The 23,575-nt window shown below is 65.2% G+C and carries 19 protein-coding genes; 4 read left to right on the top strand and 15 right to left on the bottom strand.

What is annotated here, in order from left to right:
• Window positions 1-68 precede the first annotated feature (68 nt).
• The 3 genes from BBSC_RS03460 to BBSC_RS03450 all read right to left on the bottom strand — a co-directional run bounded on the left by BBSC_RS03460 (window position 69) and on the right by BBSC_RS03450 (window position 1,679).
• A complete protein-coding gene (locus BBSC_RS03460) occupies window positions 69-806 on the bottom strand; it encodes an AAA family ATPase (protein WP_033519341.1) in 738 nt (245 codons plus the stop codon).
• Window positions 807-815: 9 nt separating this feature from the next.
• Window positions 816-1,247 (bottom strand): hypothetical protein, encoded by a 432-nt coding sequence (locus BBSC_RS03455; RefSeq protein ID WP_033519342.1) that lies wholly within the window; start codon window positions 1,245-1,247, stop codon window positions 816-818.
• A gap of 210 nt (window positions 1,248-1,457) precedes the next feature.
• Window positions 1,458-1,679 carry a helix-turn-helix transcriptional regulator gene (locus BBSC_RS03450; RefSeq protein WP_033519343.1) on the bottom strand — a complete coding sequence of 74 codons (222 nt, stop codon included), beginning with the start codon at window positions 1,677-1,679 and terminating at the stop codon, window positions 1,458-1,460.
• Window positions 1,680-2,044: 365 nt separating this feature from the next.
• On the opposite strand from BBSC_RS03450, the gene BBSC_RS03445 reads away from it, so the two are divergent.
• On the top strand, window positions 2,045-3,055 hold the full coding sequence (locus tag BBSC_RS03445) for a D-2-hydroxyacid dehydrogenase family protein (protein ID WP_033519344.1): 1,011 nt from the start codon (window positions 2,045-2,047) through the stop codon (window positions 3,053-3,055).
• A 239-nt stretch (window positions 3,056-3,294) separates the two neighbouring features.
• Here BBSC_RS03445 and BBSC_RS03440 read toward each other — a convergent pair whose 3' ends face one another.
• The 3 genes from BBSC_RS03440 to BBSC_RS03430 form a co-directional block, all read right to left on the bottom strand.
• Window positions 3,295-4,230: a hypothetical protein gene (locus tag BBSC_RS03440; RefSeq protein ID WP_033519345.1), complete on the bottom strand. Its 936-nt coding sequence runs from the start codon at window positions 4,228-4,230 to the stop codon at window positions 3,295-3,297.
• Window positions 4,227-5,114 (bottom strand): ATP-binding cassette domain-containing protein, encoded by an 888-nt coding sequence (locus BBSC_RS03435; RefSeq protein ID WP_051923265.1) that lies wholly within the window; start codon window positions 5,112-5,114, stop codon window positions 4,227-4,229. The genes BBSC_RS03440 and BBSC_RS03435 overlap by 4 nt, the downstream gene beginning before the upstream one ends.
• 100 nt (window positions 5,115-5,214) lie before the next feature.
• Window positions 5,215-5,583: a GntR family transcriptional regulator gene (locus tag BBSC_RS03430; RefSeq protein WP_033519346.1), complete on the bottom strand. Its 369-nt coding sequence runs from the start codon at window positions 5,581-5,583 to the stop codon at window positions 5,215-5,217.
• A gap of 254 nt (window positions 5,584-5,837) precedes the next feature.
• Between BBSC_RS03430 and BBSC_RS03425 the strand changes: the two genes are divergently transcribed.
• The gene (locus BBSC_RS03425) at window positions 5,838-6,068 is read left to right on the top strand and encodes a hypothetical protein (protein WP_033519347.1); all 231 of its coding nucleotides are present in this window, start codon (window positions 5,838-5,840) and stop codon (window positions 6,066-6,068) included.
• Here the strand turns inward: BBSC_RS03425 and BBSC_RS03420 are convergent.
• The 5 genes from BBSC_RS03420 to BBSC_RS03400 form a co-directional block, all read right to left on the bottom strand.
• Complete coding sequence (locus BBSC_RS03420) at window positions 6,041-6,841, bottom strand: ABC transporter ATP-binding protein (RefSeq protein WP_046726091.1); 801 nt, start codon at window positions 6,839-6,841, stop codon at window positions 6,041-6,043. The two genes, BBSC_RS03425 and BBSC_RS03420, sit on opposite strands and share 28 nt — an antisense overlap.
• Complete coding sequence (locus tag BBSC_RS03415) at window positions 6,838-7,692, bottom strand: ABC transporter ATP-binding protein (RefSeq protein WP_081893053.1); 855 nt, start codon at window positions 7,690-7,692, stop codon at window positions 6,838-6,840. The genes BBSC_RS03420 and BBSC_RS03415 overlap by 4 nt, the downstream gene beginning before the upstream one ends.
• The gene (locus tag BBSC_RS03410) at window positions 7,689-8,597 is read right to left on the bottom strand and encodes an ABC transporter permease (RefSeq protein WP_161787661.1); all 909 of its coding nucleotides are present in this window, start codon (window positions 8,595-8,597) and stop codon (window positions 7,689-7,691) included. The genes BBSC_RS03415 and BBSC_RS03410 overlap by 4 nt, the downstream gene beginning before the upstream one ends.
• 119 nt (window positions 8,598-8,716) lie before the next feature.
• Window positions 8,717-9,694 carry an ABC transporter permease gene (locus BBSC_RS03405; protein ID WP_033519348.1) on the bottom strand — a complete coding sequence of 326 codons (978 nt, stop codon included), beginning with the start codon at window positions 9,692-9,694 and terminating at the stop codon, window positions 8,717-8,719.
• Window positions 9,695-9,824: 130 nt separating this feature from the next.
• Complete coding sequence (locus BBSC_RS03400; RefSeq protein WP_033519349.1) at window positions 9,825-11,522, bottom strand: ABC transporter substrate-binding protein; 1,698 nt, start codon at window positions 11,520-11,522, stop codon at window positions 9,825-9,827.
• A 134-nt stretch (window positions 11,523-11,656) separates the two neighbouring features.
• On the opposite strand from BBSC_RS03400, the gene BBSC_RS03395 reads away from it, so the two are divergent.
• Window positions 11,657-12,424, top strand: a complete 768-nt coding sequence (locus BBSC_RS03395; RefSeq protein WP_033519350.1) for a type III pantothenate kinase — start codon at window positions 11,657-11,659, stop codon at window positions 12,422-12,424.
• Window positions 12,425-12,784: 360 nt separating this feature from the next.
• Here the strand turns inward: BBSC_RS03395 and BBSC_RS14040 are convergent, their stop codons facing one another.
• A complete protein-coding gene (locus tag BBSC_RS14040; protein ID WP_197074443.1) occupies window positions 12,785-16,492 on the bottom strand; it encodes an oligopeptide:H+ symporter in 3,708 nt (1,235 codons plus the stop codon).
• Window positions 16,493-16,820: 328 nt separating this feature from the next.
• On the opposite strand from BBSC_RS14040, the gene BBSC_RS13620 reads away from it, so the two are divergent.
• Window positions 16,821-17,777, top strand: a complete 957-nt coding sequence (locus BBSC_RS13620) for a helix-turn-helix transcriptional regulator (RefSeq protein ID WP_051923266.1) — start codon at window positions 16,821-16,823, stop codon at window positions 17,775-17,777.
• Window positions 17,778-17,870: 93 nt separating this feature from the next.
• Here BBSC_RS13620 and BBSC_RS03380 read toward each other — a convergent pair whose 3' ends face one another.
• The 3 genes from BBSC_RS03380 to BBSC_RS03370 form a co-directional block, all read right to left on the bottom strand.
• Window positions 17,871-19,247, bottom strand: a complete 1,377-nt coding sequence (locus tag BBSC_RS03380) for an ABC transporter substrate-binding protein (RefSeq protein ID WP_033519969.1) — start codon at window positions 19,245-19,247, stop codon at window positions 17,871-17,873.
• A gap of 232 nt (window positions 19,248-19,479) precedes the next feature.
• The gene (locus BBSC_RS03375; RefSeq protein WP_033519966.1) at window positions 19,480-20,838 is read right to left on the bottom strand and encodes an ABC transporter substrate-binding protein; all 1,359 of its coding nucleotides are present in this window, start codon (window positions 20,836-20,838) and stop codon (window positions 19,480-19,482) included.
• A 547-nt stretch (window positions 20,839-21,385) separates the two neighbouring features.
• A complete protein-coding gene (locus tag BBSC_RS03370) occupies window positions 21,386-23,461 on the bottom strand; it encodes a beta-galactosidase (RefSeq protein ID WP_033519967.1) in 2,076 nt (691 codons plus the stop codon).
• Window positions 23,462-23,575: the final 114 nt, after the last annotated feature.

The following is a 23,575-nucleotide window of genomic DNA, read 5'->3' as shown; positions in this document are numbered from 1 at the left end:
CCATTGCCGTGTGTCCGACGTATGTCCATCGACGCAATAGTCCAGCCGCACGGCAATGGCATCATCCCTCATTCATCAAGCAGATGACGCAGCACCGCCTCGTGGTGGTTGACGAACAGTTCGGTGACGCGGTAGCTTGCGGTGTCCTCGTAGGCGCAGGGGCGTATCGCGCCGCCGTCGAAATCGAGGATCGCGACGCCGGGAAGGCCGAGCAGGATCGGCGAGTGGGTGGCAATGACGAACTGCGAGCCATGGCGGGACCGGTCATGGAGCTGCCCGAGCAGGGTGAGCTGACGCTGCGGGGACAAGGCGGCCTCGGGCTCGTCCATCAGATAGAGCCCCGGGTCGCCGAACGCTTGGAAAAAGTCCAGAAAACTCTCGCCATGAGACCGCTCATGCAAATGCGTCAGTACCGCCGATCTCGGAACGGAACCCCCATATTCCCGCGCCTTGGTCGCCACATTGAAGAAGCTCTCGGCACGGAAGAAATAGCTCGACTGCGTTTTGCCGCGCCCCCGCCCGACGCGCATGGCATCGCCGAGATCTGAGACATCGTCATAGGTGGAGAACCGGTAGTTCAGCGTGCCGCCTTCGGCGTTGAACCCGTAGGCGACGGCGAGCGCCTCCAACAGCGTCGACTTGCCGGTGCCGTTCTCGCCGACGAGAAAAGTCACCGGCTCGTCGAAGTCCAATCGTTCCAATGCGCGCAGCGCCGGAATCCTCCTCACATACGAATGAGGATCGACGGCGTCCCAATCGATTGCGATTCCCTCGATGAATCGCCCATCGTCATACGGATTGCCCATGAACGCCCCTCACAGCACTTTCTGGTAGTACACGGACAGCACCGTGCCGATCACGGTTATGAGCAGCACCACCGCGAACAGGGCCACAGCGGCGTATTCCAACTCGACTCGGCCGAGCCCGCTGCTGACGAAATGCAGAACTATGCCGCATACCAGAATCACCCCTTCGACGATGCGCAGCGTCATCGCATTGGTCTTCATCACGATGAACCGGTCGCGCTCATCCTCGGGCTTGTCGATACCCGCCGCCAGCCGGACCGCCGGGGAAAACGCACCCAGCACGTGGGTGATTCCCAGTACGACGAACATCGCTATGCATATGATCCGAATGGCGTTCACCGGCAACGAATCCGCCGATTGGAATACATCCCGCGCATAGATCACGATCAATATGATGTCAGCCACGGCATTGCCCAGCAGAGACATCTTCCGCGTTTTCATGCCACACCTTCCTTTTACGCTTGACCCTTCGAATTACGCAACGCCATGGCGATAAACCAGTTCGCACGGTTATGGCGCCGGCCTGACTGATGCGTACGCCGGCTCACATCCGGCTCTCGTAATACCGCTGCGCGACGAAGGTCGCGACGAGATGCACGATGTACACAACGTCGACTCCCAGCATCACCAGCGCCAACTCCCTGGCATAGTTCACTCCCCCTCGCCTTCCATGCGCAGATTGTCTTCCAACAGGCACAACTCCTCGACGCTGGTGCCGAACAACCGCGCCATGCGGTAGGCGAGCATGAGCGAGGGGCTGTACTGCTCCTTCTCGATGGAGATGATCGTGCGCGCCGAAACGCCCACGGCATCCGCCAACTGCTGTTGCGTCATGCCGGCCATCCGCCGGTATTCGCGAACCTTGGTCCTCATCGACCCGCATCACCTCCCGCCGGCGCATGAACGGCGCCCACCTTCGCATCGCCGCAAATCTGAAGTTCACTTCATATGAAGTTAACTTCATAATAGCGCATGTCGGCCATTCGAACAAGCGAACGACGCCTCCCCGCCGCCGGAAAACGGGCCCCGCTCCGACGCACGGACTCATACGGCGCCCGTTTGCGCCGTACCCTCAAGTTGTCGGTGCGCGAATCGGAAGACGGCATGATTTCTGCGGCGATATAACGATACATCAGAGAAGATATAACGTTTCATCGCAGGATCTCTACAACCCATCGCACCGACAACTCGGCATACCGGCGCATTCACTCGGGTACCGGACGGTTTAGGGTACAGGTATGAGCACGAGCGAAACCAATCCCCTCATTGAAACGCAACCGGAACGCACCGATCTGCCGCTGGTCGTGATGCCGGTGGTGCTGCATGCGATGATCGAACCGTTCAAGGCGAATCTGCCGCTATTGCACGATATCGCGCGCGTGCGCATGTACACCGACTACACCCTGGACGAGGACACGATCCTCTCGCGCACCGCCGACGCGAGCGCGGTGATGGTGGTCGGCTTCCATGTCACACCCCATATGCTCGACCGGTTCAGCGGCCATGTACGCTGCTTCGCCTTCAGCGGCACCGGCGTGGCCAGCTACATCGATCTCGCCGAAACCCGCAGGCGCGGCATTCGCGTCTGCAATGTGGTGCACTACGGCGACCACGCCGTAGCGGAACACACCTTCGCGCTGCTGTTCGAACTCGCCCGCGAGGTTGGGCGCCTGAACGCCGAGGTGCGCGCAGGCGACTGGACCGGCGCCGACGGCTACGCCCTGCATGACAAGAAGCTGGCGCTGATCGGATTCGGCGGCATCGGCCAGACCGTGGCGCGCATCGCCAACGGATTCGGCATGCAGGTGATGGCGTGGAATTCGCATACGGATCAGGCCGTGGCGGACGCACTCGGCGTCGAGCTGGTCGACGACATGGGCGATCTCATGGAACGCGCGGACATCGTCAGCCTGCATATGCCGCTGCTGCAGGCGACCGCGGGCATCGTCAAGCCGGAGCACCTCGACCGCATGCGCCCGGGAACGCTGTTCATCAACACGGCGCGCGCCGAAGTGATCGAACCAGGCGCCCTGACCGCCCGCCTGCTGCGCGGCGACATCCGCGCAGCGCTCGACGTGTACGAGCACGAACCGTTGCCAATGGACGATCCGCTGCGCGACGTGCCGGGCATCATCCTCACCCCGCATGTCGCCTGGCGCGATGACGAGGCGTATGTGAGCATGACCCGCCAGATCGTGCAGTCGGTCGTCTCGTTCTACACCGGAGGCGACTTCAACATCGCCAACTGAAACCTCCGGTGGCGCGTGCCGCCGGAGGGCGGTCGGATGCTTGGCGTTGTGGTGTTTTCGACCGCCCCCAGCCGGCTACGCCGACAGCCCTCCGCCAGCGGGGGCGTGCACCACTCAATTGCGCACAAGACAAACCACTGCCGCGCCATAAGTTCGTGTACTATGTCTGGCTCCCCTCTTTGAGGCTGAGCCTCAAAGAGGGGAGCCAGACATAGTAAGCGAACCAATGACGCCAATCGCTAGATCAGGCGCTGGCGGGCGGCGTGCAGCTCGCGGCGCCGAGTCAGCAGATGCGCGCCCCACGCGCACAGGCCGAACAGGACCAGCGACGCCATAAGCGGAATCCATACGACATAGGTGTAGATGATCCGCCCCTGCCCCGGGTATGCGGCCAATTGGCCGCCGATCAGCTGCGCCAATCGGTTGAACGGCGATCCGGCCTCGTTCAGCCGCGCCAGCCACGGCATCCGTTCCACGGTCGCCAGCTGAAGCACGCCGTTGCCGACCATCCACAGCATGACGACGGAACACCCAAGCGCCACGGTCCCCTTGCCACCGATCCAGGCCAGCAGCGCGCCAAGCGCCATGCCCAACGCCACGCAGGCGAGCATCAGCGAGAGAAACCCCAGGAACATGAACAGCGTTCCGGCGGGCAGCATCCCGGAATATTCCGGCCCGTGGGCGATCACAACCTTCTCGCCGACGGACTCGTACCATTCGCTTCGCCACGCATACAGGAACCGCTCGGACAGCGGCGCGTGGAACGGATCCTCCACCCCATGCCCGCCGGCTGCGCCCACCCCGCCGATCATCAACACACGGCGGGCGGCGACGACCACCACCGACACGGCCAGCGCCGCGATGCCGCCGCCCGCCGCGGAAACCTTCATGTACGACCGGCGCGATACCCCGTGGCACAGCGCCCCGTCGAAGAAGAACCACTGCCACGCCAGCGCCGCGAACACCATGATCGGGAACAGGAACCACTCGACGTCGACGCTTGCGGCCATGCCGAACCACATATCCTGCAGATGCCAGCGCTGGTAGCACAGTATGGCGAGCACGGCCAGCGCCGCCGCGAGCATCACGCCGTACAGCGTCAGGCACCGGCGCAGGGTGAGCCGGAACTGCCGGCTGAACCTCGGCCTTCCGGAGGCCAATCGTGCAGTGGTCATTTCGATCCCTCCTCGACTCGCGGATCATCGCCGCCCACGGCAGTGGCGCGAATCACGTATTCCTGCAATCCCAGCCCGCTGGCGACGATGCCTTCGGGCAGATCGTTCGCGTCGATCCCGCCGCGAACGGTAACGGTCGCCAGTCGGCCCATATCCTCGCGGGAGATGACCCGTAGCCCGCATTCCTCCACGAACCGCATCACGCGCTCCGCATCGCCGACGAGCGCGGTGGCACGGGAGCCGACCGATTCGGCGGTGAATTCGTCGACGATGCGCCCGCGGTCGAGAATCGCCACGCGCTCGACCACATGGGCGATCTCGTCGATGATGTGCGTGGACACGACGATCGTGCGCGGCCGGTCGTTGTAGGACTCCAGCAGGAACCGGTAGAACAGCTGCCGGTTCGCCGCGTCGAGCCCGATCACCGGCTCGTCGAGCAGCAATACGTCGACCGGCACGCACAGGGCCGCCACCAGCCGCACGATCATGCGCTGGCCGAGCGACAGCGCGCCGTACATCACCCCAGGCAGAATGCCGAATTCGGCGAGCATGCGCGAGCTGAACCCCCAGTCGAAACCGCCATAATACCGGCCCTCGCGGCGGAAGATCGTACTGACGCGCACGCCCATCATGAACGGCACCGTCTCGTCTACCAGGTAGATACGACCCTGCGCGGATTCGTTCTCGCGCACGTTCGCCCCATCAAGCGCGACCGTGCCGCCGCTGGGCAGCAACCGGTTGGCGATGATGCCCATCAACGTGGACTTGCCGGCGCCGTTGCGCCCGACCAGCCCGTAGATGGCCGGCTGCAGGGTGAGATTGACCTTGTCGAGCGCGGCCACGCCGCCGTAGGTCTTGCTGAGATTGGTAATGGTCAGGCACATGGCGTACGCCCCTCCTCTCGATCCCGACCGACGAGCCGCGGCACACATAGCAACAGCCCGGACCCGCCCGTCGCCGCCACCGGCGAATATCCGTTCACCGTCATGACGCATACCCCTTTCTGATCAGCTCGACCAGCTCGTCGGCGTCGAATCCGAGCCGCTTGGCCTCGCCGATGAATTGCTTGAGGCCGGTATCGAGGAATTCCTCGCGTTTGGCCCGCTGCGCGCGCCGCCCCGCACCGGCGGTGACGAACATGCCCAGACCCCTGCGCTTTTCCAACAAGCCCTGATCGACCAGCAGGTTCATGCCCTTGAGCACGGTCGCCGGATTGATGCGGTATGCGGCGGAGATTTCTGTGGTACTGGGCACCTGTTCGCCCTCGCCGTAGACGCCGGCCGCAATCGCCTCGCCAAGCTGGTTCGCCACCTGCCTAAACAGCGGCACGCCGCTGGAATCGTCGAAATGCACGGCCCGACCACCTCCTTCATCCCGGGCGGCCGATACGCGCGCCGTCCGGTCGGCACCCCGACAACCTCATTGGTTAATTACTTATGTAACTAACCATAGCACCAAGCGGCCTCCGCGTCAATCGGCAAAGGTACGCTATCAGTGCACACACGACAGTCAAGACCACCCCCAGTCGGCTGCGCCGCCAGCCCCCGCCAGCGGGGGCATGCACAGAGCAAAGAGCATCTCAGCGCCATACGGACCAAGGAGAACGCATGAGCGCCGTGCATCATCCCAAAACCATCGACGACTACCGCCGCGAACGCGGCATCAGCGACGAAGGACTCGCCGAGACCAACCGCATCACGCAGCGGTATATCGACGACTATGACCGCCGGCATCACCCGCTGCGATATCTGCGCCGCAAGATGCTGCAGCGCGCCGACCGCCGGCATCGGCCGGCGCAGCCCCAACGCGACTACAACGAGGCGGCCTCGATGAGCTGACGGGTGTATGCCGATTGGGGGGCGCCGAGCACGTCGGCCGTGGGGCCGGCCTCCTCGACGCGGCCGTCGTGCAGCACGAGAATGCGATCGGCGATATGCTGCACTACACCCAGATCGTGCGACACCATGATCAACGCCGTTTCACGCCGTGTTTCACGGATCGCGGCGAAGGCGTCGAGGATCTGGATGCGCGCGGCCACATCGATCGCGCTCATCGGCTCATCGGCCAGAATCACCTTGGGCTCGTTGACGATCGCACGCGCGATGACCGCGCGCTGCGCCTGCCCGCCCGACAGGTCGACCGGATACCGGTCCAGAAACACCGCCGGGTCCAGCCCGACCGTCGCCAGCGCCTCGGCCGCACGCGCGGCGATGCGATCCTTCGGCCAGTCACGCCGTTGCAATGCCAGCGGTTCGGCGACCGATCTGCCGATACGCCAGCGCGGGTCGAGCGACGAGAACGGATCCTGGAACACCAGCCCCGATTCATGGCGCAGGGCCCGCAATCCCGCGGATCCGCGCCCGCCGAAGACGGGCAGCCCCCCGTATTCGACCACGCCGGCGTCCGCGGATTCCAACCCGAGCAGAATCCGGGTCAGCGTCGACTTGCCCGAGCCGGAGCCGCCGATCACGGCAAGGCACTCCCCCGCATGCACCTCGACGTCCACGCCGAACAGCACCTGCCGGCGCCCGGACCTCCGGCCGAACGACTTGTCGATGGCCCGCCCGCGAAGCAGCGGCGCTCCATCACGCGCATCAGACCGACCGCTCATGACCGACCTCCCTTGCAACCGTCGCCGCCAACGGAACCAACGCCGGACGCCGGACCACCGTCATCCGCATACGCTTCGGAGCCGCGCACCAGCGACAGGTTACGGGCCGCGTCGACCAGCCGACGGGTCTGCGGCTCGGCCGGGGCGTCGAGCAGCGCCGCGGTTGGGCCGGTTTCGGCGATGCTTCCCGCGTCGAGCACGTAACAGCGCGTGGTGGCGTGGGCGAGCACGGCGAAATCATGGGTGATGAACAGCATCGAGGCGCCGGCGTCGTCGACCAGCGAGACGAGCAGCTCGACGATCTGCCGCTGGATGATCGAATCGAGCGCGGTGGTCGGCTCGTCGGCGATGATGAGCTTCGGCGAGGTGACGAGCGCCGTCGCGATGCCGACGCGCTGCTGCTGCCCGCCCGACAACTCGTGCGGATACTTGCCCTGCGCATCCTGCGGCAGACCGACCTTGTCGAGCATCGCGCGCACGCGGTCCAGCCGCTCCGCGCGGTTCAGGTCGTAGTGCAGCCGCAGCGGCAGCGCGATCTGCTGCGCGACGGTCATCACCGGATTCAACGACGAGCCCGGATTCTGGAACACCATGCCCGCATACCGGCCACGCAGGTCGGCGAGCGCGGCATCCGACGCGCCGACCACCTGCGCGTCGCCCATGAGAATCGACCCGGACACGCTCGCCGTAGCCGGCAGCAATCCCATGATCGCCTTGGAGATCATCGACTTGCCCGATCCCGACGAACCGACGAGCCCGACACGCTCGCCGTCGGCGATGTCCATATTCACGTCTCGCACAATGGACTTGCCGCCGATGGTAATGTTCAATCCCCGAATCGCAACGCTCATGACAACTCCTTTGCCGTTCCGGGCGCGACCTCGGCACCGGACGCATCCGCAGCGTCTGGCGCATCCGCCGATCCTGCCGCACCCGCCGACCGCAGCGTCGGATTGGACAGCGGGTCGGCGGCGTCGCGCAGCAGATCGCCGAACACGTTGAGCGCGACGACCACCAGCGTGACGATCAGGCCGGGCCACAGCACGGTCAGGGGGTATACGTTGATGAATTTGACCGAGGTGGCGAGCGAATGCCCCCAGCTCGGCACGCCGGACGGCACGCCGATGCCCAGATAGGTCAGCCCGCTTTCGGCCAGCACCGCCGTTCCGGCGGACAGCGACAGCTGCACGGACAGCACCGGCATGATGTTCGGCAGGATATGCGCGGCGAACACGCGCGAACCCGAAGCCCCGTTCGCCAAGGCGGACTCCACGTAGGATGACCGCGCGGCGAGCAGTGCGGTGGGCCGTGCCACACGGGCCAGATTCAACCCGTATCCGAACCCGCAGGCGACCACGATCACGGTGATCGACGCGCCGAGCGGCACCGCCAGGATCAGCGCCAGCAGCACGGTCGGAATCGAGATCAGCGCATCGACCACCACGACGGACGTGCTGGCGAGCGCGGTGCTGCGCGCGACCATCGCGGCGACGAGCAGCATGCCGAACGCGGCCGCGAACAGCACGGTCAGCACGACGATGAGCAGATTGGTGCGCGAGCCGGCCATCAGCCAGCTGAACACATCCGCGCCGGTGCCGTCGGTGCCCAGCCAATGGCCGGCCGAAGGCGCGGCCCAGACGTGGTATCCGTCGGTTTCGGAGAGCGGGCGCGGCACCCATACGATCGACACCGCGGCCACCGCCAGCCACAGGCCCAGTACCGTCAGTGCGAATTTGCCCTCGCCGCGCCGCCACATGGAGCGCAGGACGATCGGGACCATACCCGGCGCGCGCGAGGCGCCCGGCCTGTGCCCGGCAACGCCTGCCATGCCGGCGGAAGATGGGGAGGATGCGGATGGGGATGGTTCGTGCACGCTCATGCGCTCACCTCCGTGGTGCTGGTGGCGGTTTTCAGGCGCGGGTCGAGCACGCGATGCGCCAGATCGACGATCAGTCCGATGAACAGGAAGAACGCGGCGAGCATGAACAGCTCGCTCTGCACGGCGATCAGATCGCGGTTGCCGACGTCGGTGACCAGCCCGGAGCCGATGCCGGGCAGCGCGAACAGGTTTTCGATGACCATCACGCCGGTGATCATCTCGGCGAAGGTCAGTCCGATCACCGACACGAGCTGCGGGGTGGCCAGCCGCAGGCCGACGCGCAGCACCGCCTGCGTGCGGGTCATGCCGCAGGCCATCGCCATGTCGATGTGACCGGTCGAGGCGACGTCGCCGAGCGCGGACCGCGTGTACCGCATGATGCCGGCGCCGACGATGATGCCGACCGACAGGGCCGGCAGGATCAGCGAGACAATCGCCGAGCCGGGCGACGCCCAACCGTCGAGCGGGAACCCCTGCGAGGGGAAGATGCCGATCAGTCCGGTGCCCTTCGAGAACAGCAGGATCAGCAGCAGGCCGCTCCACAGGGCGGGGATCGCGCCGCCGATCAGACCGGCGACGTGGAACGCGGCGCGCACGCGCGGCGAACGGGCGAGCGTCGCCGCGCAGCCCAGCGGGATGCCGATCGCCATGGCGATCGCCAGGCCGAGCACGATCAGCGGGAACGTGATCGCGGCGCGCGAGCCGACCAGGGCCGTCACTGATCGGCCGGTCAGGATCGAGGTGCCGAAGTCGCCGCGCAGCAGCGCGCCCATCCAGTCGGCGTACTGCGCGACCAGCGGGCGGTCAAGACCGAGCTGCGCGCGCAGCGCGGCGACGCGCTCGGGCGGCGAGTTGAGGCCCGCCATCACCGATGCCACGTCGCCGGGCAGGATGCGCAACGCGGCGAACACGACGACGGACACGCCGAACAGCGCCGCTATGAACAGCAACAGGCGCCGGGCCACGAATCGCATGGCGGTTCCTTTCCGAGAAAGCGATGAGGCGCGGAAGGCGGGGCCGAGAGCGGCCGGGATTCCGCGTCATTGCTTCGCTTACGAATTTGTTTACGGTGTTTGGCTCCCCTCAAGGAGGGGAGCCAGAGCGTTACTTGGCGGGCGTGTAGGCCAGGTTGTAGAGCGGCAGGAGCGTCTGGTTGAGGTTGACGGGGAAGCCGGTCACTCCGTTCGCCCACGCGGTGGTGACGCGGTAGTTGAACAGCCAGTCGGCCGGCGCATCCTCGGAGACGATCTTCGCGGCCTTGGCCAGCAGCTCGTCGCGCGTCTTGTCGGAGGTCGAGGCGATGGCCTGCTGGTAGAGCTTCTGCACCTCGGCGTTGTCGTAGTTGTAGTAGTAGTCCGGCGTGGCCCACTGGTAGAAGTCATGGCTCTCGTTGTGGTCCACGAGCGAGATGTCGTAGTCCTTGTTCGTGTACACGTCCTGCAGCCAGGTGGAGAACTCGACCACGTTGACCTTCAGGTCGATGCCGATCTTCGCCAGCTGCGAGCGCAGCTGGTCTCCGAGCTCGGTGCCGTACGTGTTCGCGTAGGTCAGGCGCAGCTCGAGCGGCTTCGACTCCGAGTAGCCGGCCTCGGCCATCAGCGACTTGGCCTTGTCCAGATCGTACGGGTACAGGCCGGTCAGGTCCTCGTAACCGGGGTCGAGCGACGGGATCGGGCCGCCGAGCGCCGTGTCGGCGCCACCGCGCGAGGCGATGAGCTCGTCGTGGTTGATCGCGTAGCGGATCGCCTGGCGCACGCGCTTGTCGGAGGTCTTCGCGCCGATGGAGTTGAAGGCCATCACGTACTTGTCGGTGTCGTCGCCGGCCTTGACCGTGAACTTGGCGCTGTCCAGGGACGAGGACAGGTTCGGGCTGATCGGCGCGAGCACCTGCACGCTGCCGGACTTGAGCGCGTTGACCGCCGCGTTGTCGTCGGCGAAGTACTTGACGACGACGGTGCCGGTCTTGGCCTTGTTCTTGCCCCAGTACTTGTCGTTGGCCTTGAAGGTGATCGAGTCGTTGGTCACGAATTTGGAGACGGTGTACGGGCCGGAGCCGATCGCCTCGGTCTTCGCGTCATACTTCGCGTCCTTGTCGAACACCAGGCCCGGGCGGCCGGTAAGCGTCCACAGCAGGTTCGCGTTCGGGGTCTTCAGCGTCAGCACCACGGTGTCGTCGCCCTGCGCCTCGACCGATTTGACCATGCTCAGCGAGTCGGCGTCGTGGTACTGGTTCTTGATGAGGTCGTTGATCGACCACACCACATCCTCGGCGGTGAGCGCGTCGCCGTTGGAGAAGGTCATGCCGCTGTTGAGATGGAAGGTGTAGGTCAGGCCGTCGGAGGACTCATCCCAGCTCTTGGCGATGGCGGACACGACTTGGTTGTCCGAGTCGCGCGCGACAAGTCCCTCGTACACGTTGCCGATGAGCACCTGGTCGAGCGAGGAGCCGGACTGGTTGCGGATGTCAAGATTGGTCGGGGCGAGCTTCAGACCGATGGTGACGGTGCCGGCCGCGCTGCCGGAGTCGGCCGCGGCGTTGCCGTTCGCGTCGGATTTGGGCTTGAACAGGGTGACGCCCAGTACGACCGCCACCACCGCGATGATGGCGATGACGGCGACCACCCACCAATTGAAGCCCTGCTTTGCGGTCTTGGCGCGTGATTCCAGGCTCGCGTCGGTGCTGGCCGCGCTGCCTGCGCCGGGCGCGCTGCCTGCGCCGTTCGGCGCGTTGCCCGCGCCGGTCGTGTTGTCGATGTCGTCGGTTGCGCCGGATTCGCCGTGCGCACCATTGTTTTCGGACATGGTTCCCTCTTTTATTTATGTGATATGCCGGCTGGCCGCCCTTGCGGGTCGTCCGCCGCACGCCATTATAGCGACGGGGCTACACTGGAAAGCCGGGCACCACGCTGGGTCCCACGTCGGATTAAGGGGGCATCATGCTCATCGCGGTCGATATCGGCAACACGAACATCGTTCTGGGCTTTTTGGACGGCGACGACATCGTCGGCACATACCGCATCACCACCAAGTCGAACCACACCTCGGACGAGTACGGGCTGATGATCACCCAGTTCCTCGCGCTGAGCGGCTTCGAACCGCAGGATGTGGACGACGTGATCATCGCCTCCGTGGTGCCGAAGGTCATGCATTCGTTCCGCGCGAGCATCGTCAAGTTCCTGCGGATCGACCCGATGGTCGTGGGCCCCGGCATCAGAACCGGCATCAACATCCGCATCGACGACCCGAAGTCGCTGGGCGCCGACATGCTCGCCGACAGCGTCGGGGCCTACGTCTCCTACGGCGGGCCGGTACTGGTGGCCGATTTCGGCACGGCCACCACCTTCGATTACGTGGACGCCTCGGGAACCATCACGGCCGGCATCATCACCACGGGCATCCGCACCGCCGCCGCGGCGCTGTGGGGCGAGACCGCGCAGCTGCCCGAGATCGAGATCACGCGCCCGCAGTCGATCCTGGCCACGTCCACGAAGACCGCGATGCAGGCCGGCCTGTACTACAACTTCCTCGGCGGCATCGAGAGGACCATCCAGCAGTTCCACGACGAGATCGACGAGGACTTCAAGGTCGTGGCCACCGGCGGGCTCGGCCGCGTGTTCAAGGACGACACCACGCTGATCGACATCTACGACCCCGACCTCATCTTCAAGGGCATGGCCGCGATCTACGACCGCAACACGCGCTGAGGGCGCGTGGGCCGGCTTCTTGCACCGAAACCGGCAGTCCCCCGTTGGGCGGTCAGGCCGCCCAACGGGGGACATGGAGTGCAGGTTGCATACGATAAGCGGGAACTGAAGGCGAAATGAGACTGGGGACAGCCCGGCGCCCCCCAGTCTCGCTTCGCGAGCCAGCCCCCGCTAGCGGGGGCATGTGGCAACACATCCCTCGATTCGGGCCCGCTCGCACGCTCCATTGCGATCTAACGTCGAGTTGTCGGTGCGGGGCTCGCTATAGCAATCGTTTGCATATGCCGTTCATCATGTGATATAACGCTTCACCACACGCCGGCCCGACACCCGCACACCGACAACTCGCGTGTACGGCTCCTACCGCACGCGGATCACGCGCAGGCCGTAGGGTTCGATGTCGAACAGCCCGGCCAGGCGCTTGCCGTCGAACACCGACGTGCCGCTCAGGCGTTCGGGCAGGTCGACGGTCTGCGTGTCGCCGCCGTTGTTGAGCACGAACACCAATCGCCGGCCGTCGTCGTAGTCGCGCACGCGCACCTCGACGTCATGCGGGGTCTCGACCGTGTCCAGCCCGGAGTCGCGCACCAACACGTCGGCCAGCCAGTCCATGCCGGCCTCGTCCATATCGGTGCCCACGTAGTAGGCCTTGCCCTCGCCCGCCTCGTTGACGGTCGCCGCGGCCACGCCGGCGTAGAAATCGCTGGCATAGGAGGCGAGCACCCTGGAGGAGACCGGGTGGATGAGCTCGGCCACGATGGAGCCGCTCACCTCGCGCCCGTCCTCCAGCCGCACGCTGACCGGCCGCTCGGGCGGCAGCGCGTCGATCTCCTCGCCCCACGAGCCGACCAGCTCGCGGAACGCGCCCGGATAGCCGCCCAGGAACACCTGATCGTTCTCGTCGGCGATGCCCGACATCGTGGTGGCCACGAACCGGCCGCCGCCGCGCACATACGACTCGACCGCCTCGGCCACGCCGGGCTTGACCATGATCAGCGCCGGCGCGAGCACCACCTTGTACTTGGCCAGCTGGTCGGCCGGCGTGGTGCTGGGGATCATGTCGACCTGCACGTTGCGCCGGTACAGGGCCGCGTAGTAGCGGTGGACCTCGTCGACGTACTTGAGCAGCACGGACGGGCCGGACGAGTAGTACATCGCCCAGTAGCTCTCCCAGTCGAACATGATGGCCGCCTGCGATTCGACGCTGCCGCCCATGTACTCCTTGCCGTACGTCTTCAGTTCGGCGCCGAGCTGGCTCACCTCGCGGAACACGCGCGTGTTCTCGGTGTCGGCGTGGCTGATCACCGCGCCGTGGAAGCGCTCGGTGCCGCCGATGGAGCGCCGCAGCTGGAAGAACTGCACGGTATCGGCGCCGTGCGCGATGGCCTGATAGCTCATCACGCGCATCTGGCCGGGGCGCTTGAGCGAGTTGTACGGCTGCCAGTTCTGCTGGCTCGGCGTCTGCTCCATGAGCATGTACGGCTTGCCGCCGCCGACGCCGCGCATCAGATCGTGGCGCATGGCCACAGCCGAGGCCGGGAAGTCGTAGCGCGGATAGCTGTCCCAGCTGATGACGTCGAGCTCCTTGCCCAGATCGAAGTAGTCGATGTCCATGAACACGCTCATCAGATTGGTGGTGATCGGCGTCTTCGTGTCGAACTGGCGGATCGCGGCCTTCTCGTCGGTGAAGCAGCGCGTGATGGACCGGCTCATGAACCGGCGGTAGTCGATGGCGGCGGCGGACAGCGTGGCGCACCCGGGCGTCCATTCGTCGCTCAGGGCGTTGGGCACCACGATGTCGTCCCAGTCGTAGATCGTGTGCCCCCAGAAATGCGAGTACCACGCCTTGTTCAGCGCCTCGACGGTGCCGTACTTCGCCTTGAGCCACTCGATCCACGCCTCGCGGCAGTTGTCGCAATAGCAGTAGGCCCCGTATTCGTTGGAGACGTGCCACGCGACCAGGCCCGGCGTGTCGGCGTACCGCTCGGCGAGCTTGCCGGCCAGTTTCGGCGCGTACTTGCGGAAGGTCGGCGAGTTCGGGCAGGGGTTGTGTCGATCGCCGAACTTGTGGCGGGCGCCGTTGAAGTCGGTGTACATCACGTCCGGATGGCGGCGGGCCATCCACGCGGGGATGGCCGCGGTGGACGTGGCCAGCACGATGCCGAAGTGGTGGTCGACGAGCAGCTTGACGATGCGGTCGAGCGTGGAGAAGTCGTACTCGTCCTCGCTGGGCTGCAGCTGCGCCCACGAGAACACGTTGATCGTGGCCTCGTTGATGCCGGCGTCCTCCAGCATCTTGATGTCCTTGAGCCAGACGTCCTCGCTCCACTGCTCCGGGTTCCAGTCGCCGCCGTAGTAGAAGCGGTCGAATATCGGTTGTGCCATTATCGGTTCCTTAATCGTTGCGAATGATTGATGTCTTTGGGTTCCTGTTCCCCTCTCCGCCAGGAGAGGGGAACCGCCATTCGGCCGGCTGGCCGGTGAGTCCGAGCCGGGGCTCAGTCGCCGTTCAGGGTGTTCCCGACGCCCATGGCCCGGGTCAGCTTCTTCGAGAAGATGAGCACGACCACGCCGACCACCAGGGTGAGTCCGCCGACGAACAGGAAGTACGGCGCCTCGCCGCCCTTGTGGTAGAAGTTGATCGACAGCGAGTTGAGCGCCGAACCCGTGGACTGGGACAGGGCCCAGACGGTCATCATCTGCGTGGCGAACGCCTTCGGCGCCACGTCGGAGGCGGCGGCGTATCCGGCGGGGCCACCGCTGGCCTCGCCGATCATGATGAGCACCCAGAACACCAGGATCCACAGCGGGCTGACCTTCACCCCCCGCCGGGTACAGCATGAACGGCAGGATCATGAGCAGCGGGCCGGCGGCGTACATGATGGTCGAGAAGCCCATCTTCGCCGCGTTCGACGGCCGATGCGAGCCGAGCTTGGTCCACAGGGTCACGAACAGCGTGCCGAAGGCCACGGCGAGGAAGCTGCCCCACGTCTGGAAGGCCGCCGGCGTGATCTCGAAGCCGAACAGGTTGCGGTTCACGGAGGTCTCGGAGTAGATCGAGATGATGGTCATGGTCTGCGTCCACACCCACATCGCCACGGCGTTGCAGACGAACAGCGGAAGGATCGCGATCACATGGCCGGATTCGGCCGGCGTGGTCTTGCGGCTCTTGATGATGTACGCCAAGTAGACGATCGGGATGAAGATGGCCGCCGTGCTCACGGCGTTCGAGAACGAGTTGATGGTGATGACGCCGGCGATGAACAGCACGGCCACGACGGCGATGACCACCACCACGATGGAGACCAGGCGGACCACGAAGGCGCGGCGCTTGTCCGGGGCGATGGGATCGCCGGGGTACAGGCCGATCGGGCCGAAGAACTTCTTCTCGGTCAGGAAGTAGGTGAGCCAGCCGACGAGCGCGAACACGGCGCCGAAGGCGAAGCCGGCCCAGTAGCCGGCGAACTGGGAGATCGTGCCGACGATGAGCGGCGTGAAGATGCCGGCGATGTTCGAGAACACGTAGGTCATGGTGAACGCGGCGGCACGGCGGCCGTCACCTTCCGCATACAGCTTGCCGAGCAGCGCCTCGAGGCTGCGGCCGCCGCACATGGCGGAGATGCTCAGCAGCGTCAGGCTGGCCATGGTGCCGGCGATGCCGAGGAACGGGAACACCAGCAGGGTGAAGCCGATGACCTGCCCGAGGCGCGCGTAGCGCAGTCCCCTGCGCGGGCCGAGGATGCGGTCGGCCACGTAGCTGCCGACCAGACCGCACAGCACGAGGATCGTGCTGTACAGCGAGAAGATCTGCGCCGCCTCTGCCTGGCTGAAGCCGAGGCCGCCCGGAACCTTCGCGTACATGTAGTAGATGAGGATCGCGTTGATCGATCCGTGGCCCACGCCCATGCCGAGGTTGAGCAGGGACAGCGACCCCGTGCCCCGCGGGTGGCCCAGGAACTTGCGCTCCTTGTGGATCTGTTCGATGCGGCGTTCGTCATCGAGTTCGCCGGCCTTCGTGCCGACGGCACCGGCCGCCGACGCCGTGCGTGCTGTTGCCGCAGATGCCATGTTCCCTCCTTGTGCATACTGCTCTCCGGGCTGGCGCCACATCAGCGTCGCGCCGCCCCACGCGCCTGCCGGGCGGCATGGCCGCGTACCGCCACTGTCGCCGCGTCATCGCCGCGCCGTGGAGCCGCCTGCCGTGTGCCGTCCGCCCTGCGTTCAGTGGCCACTATACGATCGTCGGCCGGTTGCGCGCCATGGACGAAATCAGAAGAATCATGCACAAAACCTGATCGAAGAATCATGCACAAAACCTGATCGAAGAATCATCCACCTGCACTGCGATGCGGCGCTGCATAGAATGGGCATACACAAAAACGGAAAGGCTTTCGGCATGTATGTCAACAACGCCTACCTCACTTTCGAGCACGACGAGGTCGTCGACGACGTCCATCCGCTGACGGTCGGCAGCTGCGGATGCTACCGGATGATCAACCGGCCGAGGCTGCGCACCTGGCGGCCCGAGGCACGCAAGGACTACCAGCTCGTCTACATCAACGCCGGCCAGGCCTGGTTCGACAAGACCATGGACGGGCAGGGCACGGTGTACGGCGCCGGCACGATGGTGGCCTATCTCCCCAACGAGCCGCAGTGGTACACCTACACCGCCGCCTATCACACCGACGCCTGCTGGGTGCATTTCTCCGGCACCGAGGCCGGCGCGCTGCTGCGCGACGCCGGGTTCAACGAGGAGAATCACGGCGTGCTGCAGGCCGGGGCCGACCCGGAGATACGCCGTCTGTTCGAACTGATGATCCGCGAGCTGCAGCTGCGGCGCGAGGGGTTCCGCGAACTGCTCGAGTACGAGCTGCGGTCGCTGCTCGTGCGGGTCCGCCGCCAGCGCGTGGAGAGCGGGTCCCCGTCCGACGATGCCGCCGCGACGCTGGTGCAGAACGCGATCCTCTACTTCAACGAGCATTTCAGCGAGGCCATCAGCATCGCGCAATACGCGGAACAGCTGCATGTGAGCGAGTCCTGGTTCAACAACGCGTTCAAGAACGCGGTCGGCGTGCCGCCGAAGCGCTACATCACCGCCATCCGCATGCAGCGGGCGCGAGGTCTGCTGATCGATACGGATTATCCGATCAACGAGGTCGCCTTCCTGGTCGGTTACGACAATCCCCTGTACTTCTCCCGGCTGTACGGCAAGTATGCGGGGCTGTCCCCCTCGCAGCAGCGCGCGCAGGGCGCCGCGCCGCTATCCATCACCGTCGAGCCGGCCATGGACGGTTCCCTCGCCGACCCCGCCGACAAGCCCGCGGCCAATCCCGCCGACAAGACGATGCGATAACCCGTCAGCCAGTGTTTCTTCATGCTGGCTCAGCCTCCCTGAGGGGAGCCAGAATTAATCAACGAATTAATGGCGCGGGATGCCAATGATCGGTCAGCGGATCGTGAAGCCCTGGTTGAAGCCGTATTCCTTGAGATCCTTCTGCCAGTCGGCGATGCCGTCCATCAGCGTGATGCGCTTGCCTGGGTGCTCCGGCAGCTTGATCTCGCTGCCGTCCTCGTTGGTCAGCCCGGCCTCGATGCGGTCCTTGGCGGTCTCGTACTCGTATTTCGCGCCGGACCATGCATACGCCTTGCCGACCGTGGTGCTGAAGTCGCTGCGCGCGTACACCTCGAACGGCAGGTACTGGTACCCGGTCGATACGTTTTCCGCCGCCTCGGAGAGCACGGAGTTGAACTTCTGCCCGCCGAAATACGGTATGGAGATGCCGCGCTGGTCCTTGACCGTCGTCTTGTTGAGGAAGTCGGCGCTGGCGAGCGTCTCGTTGTCGGCAGGGAACGCGCCGCCGTCTACTCGCTCGGCGATGCCGGCCGCATCATGGCAGACATAGTCCACGAAGCGGAACGCGGCGTCCGGCTTGCGCGTCGACTGCAGCACCGCCAGCGACGACCCGCCGTTTTCCGCGTTGGTCCGGCGGCCGTCGGCGGTGGGCATCTGGGCGACCCGCCACAGCCCGGCGCCTCCGGGCACATCGGACAGCAGCATGGCGGGCATCCACGCCCCCGCGAACACCGAGGCGACATCGCCCGACCCGAGCTGGCGCTTCCACTTTTCGGACCAGGTTTCGGCCTTGGTGTCGATCAGCCCCTCGTCGATCATCTTCTGCCAGAATTCGGTGAAGATCTTGGTGCCGTCATCGCCGGTCAGGTCGACGGTCACGGTCTTGCCGTCGGCCGAAGTGGCGAACGGATGGCCGCCGGCCAACCATATCATCGCGTCGTAGAAGCTGGCGTCGCCCGTATCCGCCGCGATGTAGACGCCGATTTTCTTGAGTTTTTTGGCGGCCTCGTAGTAGTCGTCCCACGTCCTGATCTTCGTGGCGTCCACGCCGGCCTGCGCGAACACGTCCTCGTTGTAGAAGAACGCCATCGGGCCCGAATCCATCGGCAGGCCGTAGGTGCTGCCGCCCAGCTGCACCGACGCCCAGGTGCCGGGCGTGTAGAAGCCGCCGTAGCCGGACACGCGGTCGGTGATGTCGAGCAGCTGGCCGCTGACCGCGTACTGCTGGATCGCGAAATACTCGAGCTGCGCCACATCCGGCAGCCCGTAGCCGTCCTGGATGGCGCTGTTGAGGTTCTCGTAGCCGCTCGTGTTCCTGATCGTAACGCGGATGTCGGGATTGTTCGCCTCGAACTGGCGCGCCACCGCCTCCATGCTGGGTTCCCACGACCATACGACGATCTCGGTGCGGGTGTCGGTTTCGCCGCAGGCTCCAACGGCCAGCAGCACGCTGGCGCACGCGGCCGCCATGATGCGTTTCGTCCGATCGACCATCGTCCCTCCTTGCCCGCCCGACAATGCCATCGAGGGTAGTCTACGGCACGCGCCTGAAGAACGCCGCCGCGCGGGTCAGGCGCCGTTCGCGTGCGCGCCCGTACAGCAAACCCATACAGCAGAACAGGGCCCCCGATGATCGGGAGCCCTGTATCTCATGCGGTCCGCGACCGCCCGGCCTTCCCTGCCGGGAAGGTCCGGGCGATGGTCACTTCACATCGAAGCCCTGGCGGCCGGCGTAGGCCTTGAGGTCGTCCTGCCAGGCGGCCACGCCGTCGGACAGCTTCTGGTTGCCGGTGTAGGACTTGCCGACGAAGTCGCCGAACTTGCCGCGGGCGTACACCTCGAACGGCAGGAACTTGTAGTCGGTGGAGACGTTCTCGGCGGCCTTGGCCAGAACCTCGTTGTACTTCTGCCCGCCGAAGTAGTCGACGTCCTCGCCGTCGGCGTTCTTGACCGTCGTGGCGTTGAGGAAGCTGTCGGACTTCATCGAAGCGGTGTCGGCCGGGAAGGCGCCGCCGGCCACACGGGTGGCCACGCCGTCGCCGTGGTTCGCGTACTCGATGAACTTGAGCGCGGCGTCCTGCTTCTTGGAGGAGGCGAGGATGGCCAGCGACGAACCGCCGTTCTCGGAGTTGGTCGTGGAGCCGTCAGCGGTCGGCATCTGGGTCACGCGCCACTTGCCGGCGCCGCCGGCGGCCGAGTTGGCGAGGTTGGCGGGCATCCAGGCGCCGGTGAACAGCGAGGCGATCGTGCCGTCGACCATGCCCTTGAACCATTCGTCGGACCAGCCGGAGGTCTTGGTGTCGAGCAGGCCCTCATCGAGCAGCTTCTGCCAGAAGTCGTTGAAGGTCTTCACCTTCGGGTCGCTGGTCAGGTTGATCGACACGGTCTTGCCGTCGGCGGAGGTCTGGAACGGCGTCGCGCCGGCCAGCCACGTCATCGAATCGTAGAAGCCGGCGTCGCCGGTGTCGGACGTGATGTAGTAGTTGTCGCCGAGGGCGTGGATCTTCTTGGCGGCCTCGTAGTAGTCGTCCCAGGTCTTGATCTGCTCGGCGTCGACGCCGGCCTTGTCGAAGACCTCCTTGTCGTAGAAGAAGGCCATCGGGCCGGAATCCATCGGCAGCGCGTAGACCTTGTCGCCCCAGTGCACGGAGGACCAGGTGCCGGGCGTGTAGTAGCTGTCGTAGCCCGAGGTCTTGTCGGTGATGTCCTGCAGCGCGCCGTTGATGGCGTACTCGGGGATGGCGTAGTACTCGATCTGGGCCACGTCCGGGGCGCCGGAGCCGGCGTTGATCGCGTTGGTCAGCGCGGTGTAGGTCTTGTTGCCCTGACCGGAGTTGGTGAGCTTGACCGTGATGTTGGAGTTGGCCTTTTCGAAGTCCTTGACGACCTGGGTCAGCGTCGGTTCCCACGCCCACACGTTGAGTTCGACCTTATCCCCGCTGGAGGATGCGTCGCTGGAATTGTCGGCGCTGTTGCTGGAATTACCGCACGCCGCCACACTGACCAGCATCGCTGCCGCACCGGTGAGCGCCACGACTTTCTTTCCCATAGTGAACTTCATCGTTCTGTATCTCCTTCCGTACGCCGCCGTATGGCGAGCGATGAAATGTTTGACGTTACCATCAGTCTTGTTCCTCAGCGGCACTGCTATCGAGTAACAACCATCGTGTATCCTCACCGCCGAGGATCGGCTTGTTATCGCCGATTTCAACTTATGATTGCGTTAACATGTTTTATTATACACAGCTCCGTGAAGATTGCAAACGAACCACCGGTATGTCGCGAATGCTATCGCAATCATTTTTTATTCATACTACGCGGCCGTTCCCGGATATGATTCGTCCCGTCCCGCCCCTGTTCGGAGGCGAAACGGGACGAATCCCCGATGGTCTACTGTGAAAGCCGCTGTTATCGCGCTAGGATCCCCTCGCAGAGGGGAGCCGTCACGAAACGGACCCGCCACCTCTGGCTCCCCTCTGCGAGGGGAGCCAGAGATACGATGCCAACCCAATTCCGCGGTCAGCTCCCCTCAGAAAAGGGAGCCAGATACGGAGCCGCCCCGCCTCACGGACAGCTTATCCGCGATTGACGAACGGGCCGATCCCGCGCTACCGCTTGACGACTGCCACGCCGTTGGGGTCAATGGCGACCGTGCCGTCATCGCCGGTGTGGGCCAGCGAGGCGACGACGACTTCGCCGCCGGCCGGAACGGTCACCGTGCGATGCGTGCGGTTGAACAGGAACGAGAACGCGCTCTCCCCCGCGGCGTCGACGCGGTCGACGCGCAGCAGGTCGCCGGCACCGGACTCGGCCGGCGCCTCGACGTCCATCGCCTGGAGCAGCTCGGGCAGGCTCGCCGCCAGACCCTCGCGGCCCAGACGGCAGCCGACGTACGCCGCCTTGCCGTCGCCGTATTCGTTGACGGTGATGGCGGGGACCCCGTTCATACCGGTCCACGGATCGGCCTGATACGAGGCGAGCACGCGGGTCGTGTCGGCGGTGGACGTGATCCAGTCGGCGAAGTCGTGCGCGACCGTGCCGTTGGTCAGATCGAGGTGATCGAGCGTGCCGGCGTAGTCGTCGCCCATCGGGGCGAATTCCTCGACGCGCACGCCGACCACATCGCGGATCGAACCGGGATAGCCGCCCAGCCAGATGTGGTCGCGCTCATCGGAGATGCCGGTGTAGTAGGTCACGAACAGCTTGCCGCCCTTGGCCACGTAGTCACGCACGCGGCTCGTGGCGTCCTCGCTGAGCAGGTAGAGCGACGGCAGCACCGCGGCCTCATACGTATCCCAGTCGGAACGGACCGGCACCACATCGGCGGTGATGCCGTTGTCGGCCAGCGCGCGGAACCAGTCGAGCGGCTCGGTCCAGTGCCGCACCTGCTGGGTCGGCGTGGCGGTGTGCTCGGTGGCCCACTGCGACTCGTAGTCGAAGACGACGGCGACTCGGGACTTCGCCAGGCGCGTGTCCAGCAGACCCTCGTCCGACAGGCGGTCCAGATCGGCGCCCAGCTCGCAGACGTCGCGGAAGTCCTGCGAATCCTCGCCGGCATGCGGCACCATCGCGGTGTGGAACTTCTCGGCGCCGGCCTTGGACTGCCGCCACTGGAAGTAGCAGATCGCGTTCGAGCCCATCGCCAGATGCGCCAGCGCGTCGCGCACCAGCTGACCCGGTTCCTTCTTGTAGTTGATCGGGCGCCAGTTGACCGCGCCGGTGGAATTCTCCATCAGGAACCACGGGTTCTTGCGCGCGATGCCGTCGGTGAGCGAGGCGGAGTACGCCAGCTCGTCGAGATGCGACTCGCCGGGCGTGAAGTAGTGATCGTTGGAGACGAAGTCGACGTCGTAGCCCCACTTGTCGTAATCGATGCCGGTGCCGCCCGCGGAGATCATGAAGTTGGTGGTCTGCGGCTTGGGCGCGATTTCGAGCAGCGCGTCGCGCTCGGCCTTGTAGAAGTCGAGCAGGGCGTCGGAGCTGAACCGCTTCCAGTCGAGCAGCTTGCCCGGGTTCATGAAGTTGCCGTCGCCGATGAAACGCGGCGGGATGATCTCGGAGAAGTTGTTCATGCGCTGAGCCCAGAAGGCGGTGCCCCACGCGTCATTGACGGCGTCGATGGTGCCGTACCGCTTCTCGCACCACTTCTGGAAGGCGCGCTCGGCGTCTTTGGAGTAGTCGAAGCGGTTGTGGCAGCCGTACTCGTTGCTCACGTGCCACGAGACCACATGGGGGTTGTCCTTGTAGTGCTCGGCCATCTTGCGGCACAGGTTGAGCGCATAGTCGAGGAACACCGGGCTGGTGGCGCGCCAGTGCTGGCGGGCGCCGGGCTGGCAGACGTCGCCGCGGTAGTCCACCCAGAGGATCTCCGGGTGAGCCTGGGTCAGCCACATCGGCGGGGACGCGGTGCCCGAGGCGAGATCGACGGCGATGCCGGCCTTGCCCAGCTTGTCGATGACCCGATCGAGCCAATCAAAGTCATACACGCCTTCTTCCGGCTCGAGCTTGGCCCAGGAGAAGATGGCCACGGAGACGAGATTGACGCCGGACTTCTTCATCAGCTCGATGTCCTCGTCCCACACCTCTTCGGGCCACTGGTCGGGGTTGTAGTCACCGCCGTACCAGATGCGCTGCGCCTGGCCCTCCAGGGGCTGAGGCCATCGGAATGGTCTGTGTTCTTTCATGTATTCCATCCTTTTCGTGCAATATAACAATACGACTTCACTGCGGGGAGGTCGACGGCCATCCGCCGGGATGCCCATCGACCCCATCTTCGAGTAGAGACATATCCGGGAACC

Origin of the sequence: Bifidobacterium scardovii JCM 12489 = DSM 13734, assembly GCF_001042635.1 — a bacterium.
GTDB classification, from domain to species: domain Bacteria; phylum Actinomycetota; class Actinomycetes; order Actinomycetales; family Bifidobacteriaceae; genus Bifidobacterium; species Bifidobacterium scardovii.
The sequence above is the reverse complement of the archived record's forward strand: the minus strand, read 5'-3'. Positions and strand labels throughout refer to the sequence as shown.

What these genes read in the sequence shown, in the direction of transcription:
- BBSC_RS03460 (WP_033519341.1), bottom strand. Translation starts at nt 806, where the DNA reads ATGGGCAATCCGTATGACGATGGGCGATTCATCGAGGGAATCGCAATC.
- BBSC_RS03455 (WP_033519342.1), bottom strand. Translation starts at nt 1,247, where the DNA reads ATGAAAACGCGGAAGATGTCTCTGCTGGGCAATGCCGTGGCTGACATC.
- BBSC_RS03450 (WP_033519343.1), bottom strand. Translation starts at nt 1,679, where the DNA reads ATGAGGACCAAGGTTCGCGAATACCGGCGGATGGCCGGCATGACGCAA.
- BBSC_RS03445 (WP_033519344.1), top strand. Translation starts at nt 2,045, where the DNA reads ATGAGCACGAGCGAAACCAATCCCCTCATTGAAACGCAACCGGAACGC.
- BBSC_RS03440 (WP_033519345.1), bottom strand. Translation starts at nt 4,230, where the DNA reads ATGACCACTGCACGATTGGCCTCCGGAAGGCCGAGGTTCAGCCGGCAG.
- BBSC_RS03435 (WP_051923265.1), bottom strand. Translation starts at nt 5,114, where the DNA reads ATGTGCCTGACCATTACCAATCTCAGCAAGACCTACGGCGGCGTGGCC.
- BBSC_RS03425 (WP_033519347.1), top strand. Translation starts at nt 5,838, where the DNA reads ATGAGCGCCGTGCATCATCCCAAAACCATCGACGACTACCGCCGCGAA.
- BBSC_RS03420 (WP_046726091.1), bottom strand. Translation starts at nt 6,841, where the DNA reads ATGAGCGGTCGGTCTGATGCGCGTGATGGAGCGCCGCTGCTTCGCGGG.
- BBSC_RS03415 (WP_081893053.1), bottom strand. Translation starts at nt 7,692, where the DNA reads ATGAGCGTTGCGATTCGGGGATTGAACATTACCATCGGCGGCAAGTCC.
- BBSC_RS03410 (WP_161787661.1), bottom strand. Translation starts at nt 8,597, where the DNA reads ATGTGGCGGCGCGGCGAGGGCAAATTCGCACTGACGGTACTGGGCCTG.
- BBSC_RS03405 (WP_033519348.1), bottom strand. Translation starts at nt 9,694, where the DNA reads ATGCGATTCGTGGCCCGGCGCCTGTTGCTGTTCATAGCGGCGCTGTTC.
- BBSC_RS03400 (WP_033519349.1), bottom strand. Translation starts at nt 11,522, where the DNA reads ATGTCCGAAAACAATGGTGCGCACGGCGAATCCGGCGCAACCGACGAC.
- BBSC_RS03395 (WP_033519350.1), top strand. Translation starts at nt 11,657, where the DNA reads ATGCTCATCGCGGTCGATATCGGCAACACGAACATCGTTCTGGGCTTT.
- BBSC_RS14040 (WP_197074443.1), bottom strand. Translation starts at nt 16,492, where the DNA reads ATGGCATCTGCGGCAACAGCACGCACGGCGTCGGCGGCCGGTGCCGTC.
- BBSC_RS13620 (WP_051923266.1), top strand. Translation starts at nt 16,821, where the DNA reads ATGTATGTCAACAACGCCTACCTCACTTTCGAGCACGACGAGGTCGTC.
- BBSC_RS03380 (WP_033519969.1), bottom strand. Translation starts at nt 19,247, where the DNA reads ATGGCGGCCGCGTGCGCCAGCGTGCTGCTGGCCGTTGGAGCCTGCGGC.
- BBSC_RS03375 (WP_033519966.1), bottom strand. Translation starts at nt 20,838, where the DNA reads ATGAAGTTCACTATGGGAAAGAAAGTCGTGGCGCTCACCGGTGCGGCA.
- BBSC_RS03370 (WP_033519967.1), bottom strand. Translation starts at nt 23,461, where the DNA reads ATGAAAGAACACAGACCATTCCGATGGCCTCAGCCCCTGGAGGGCCAG.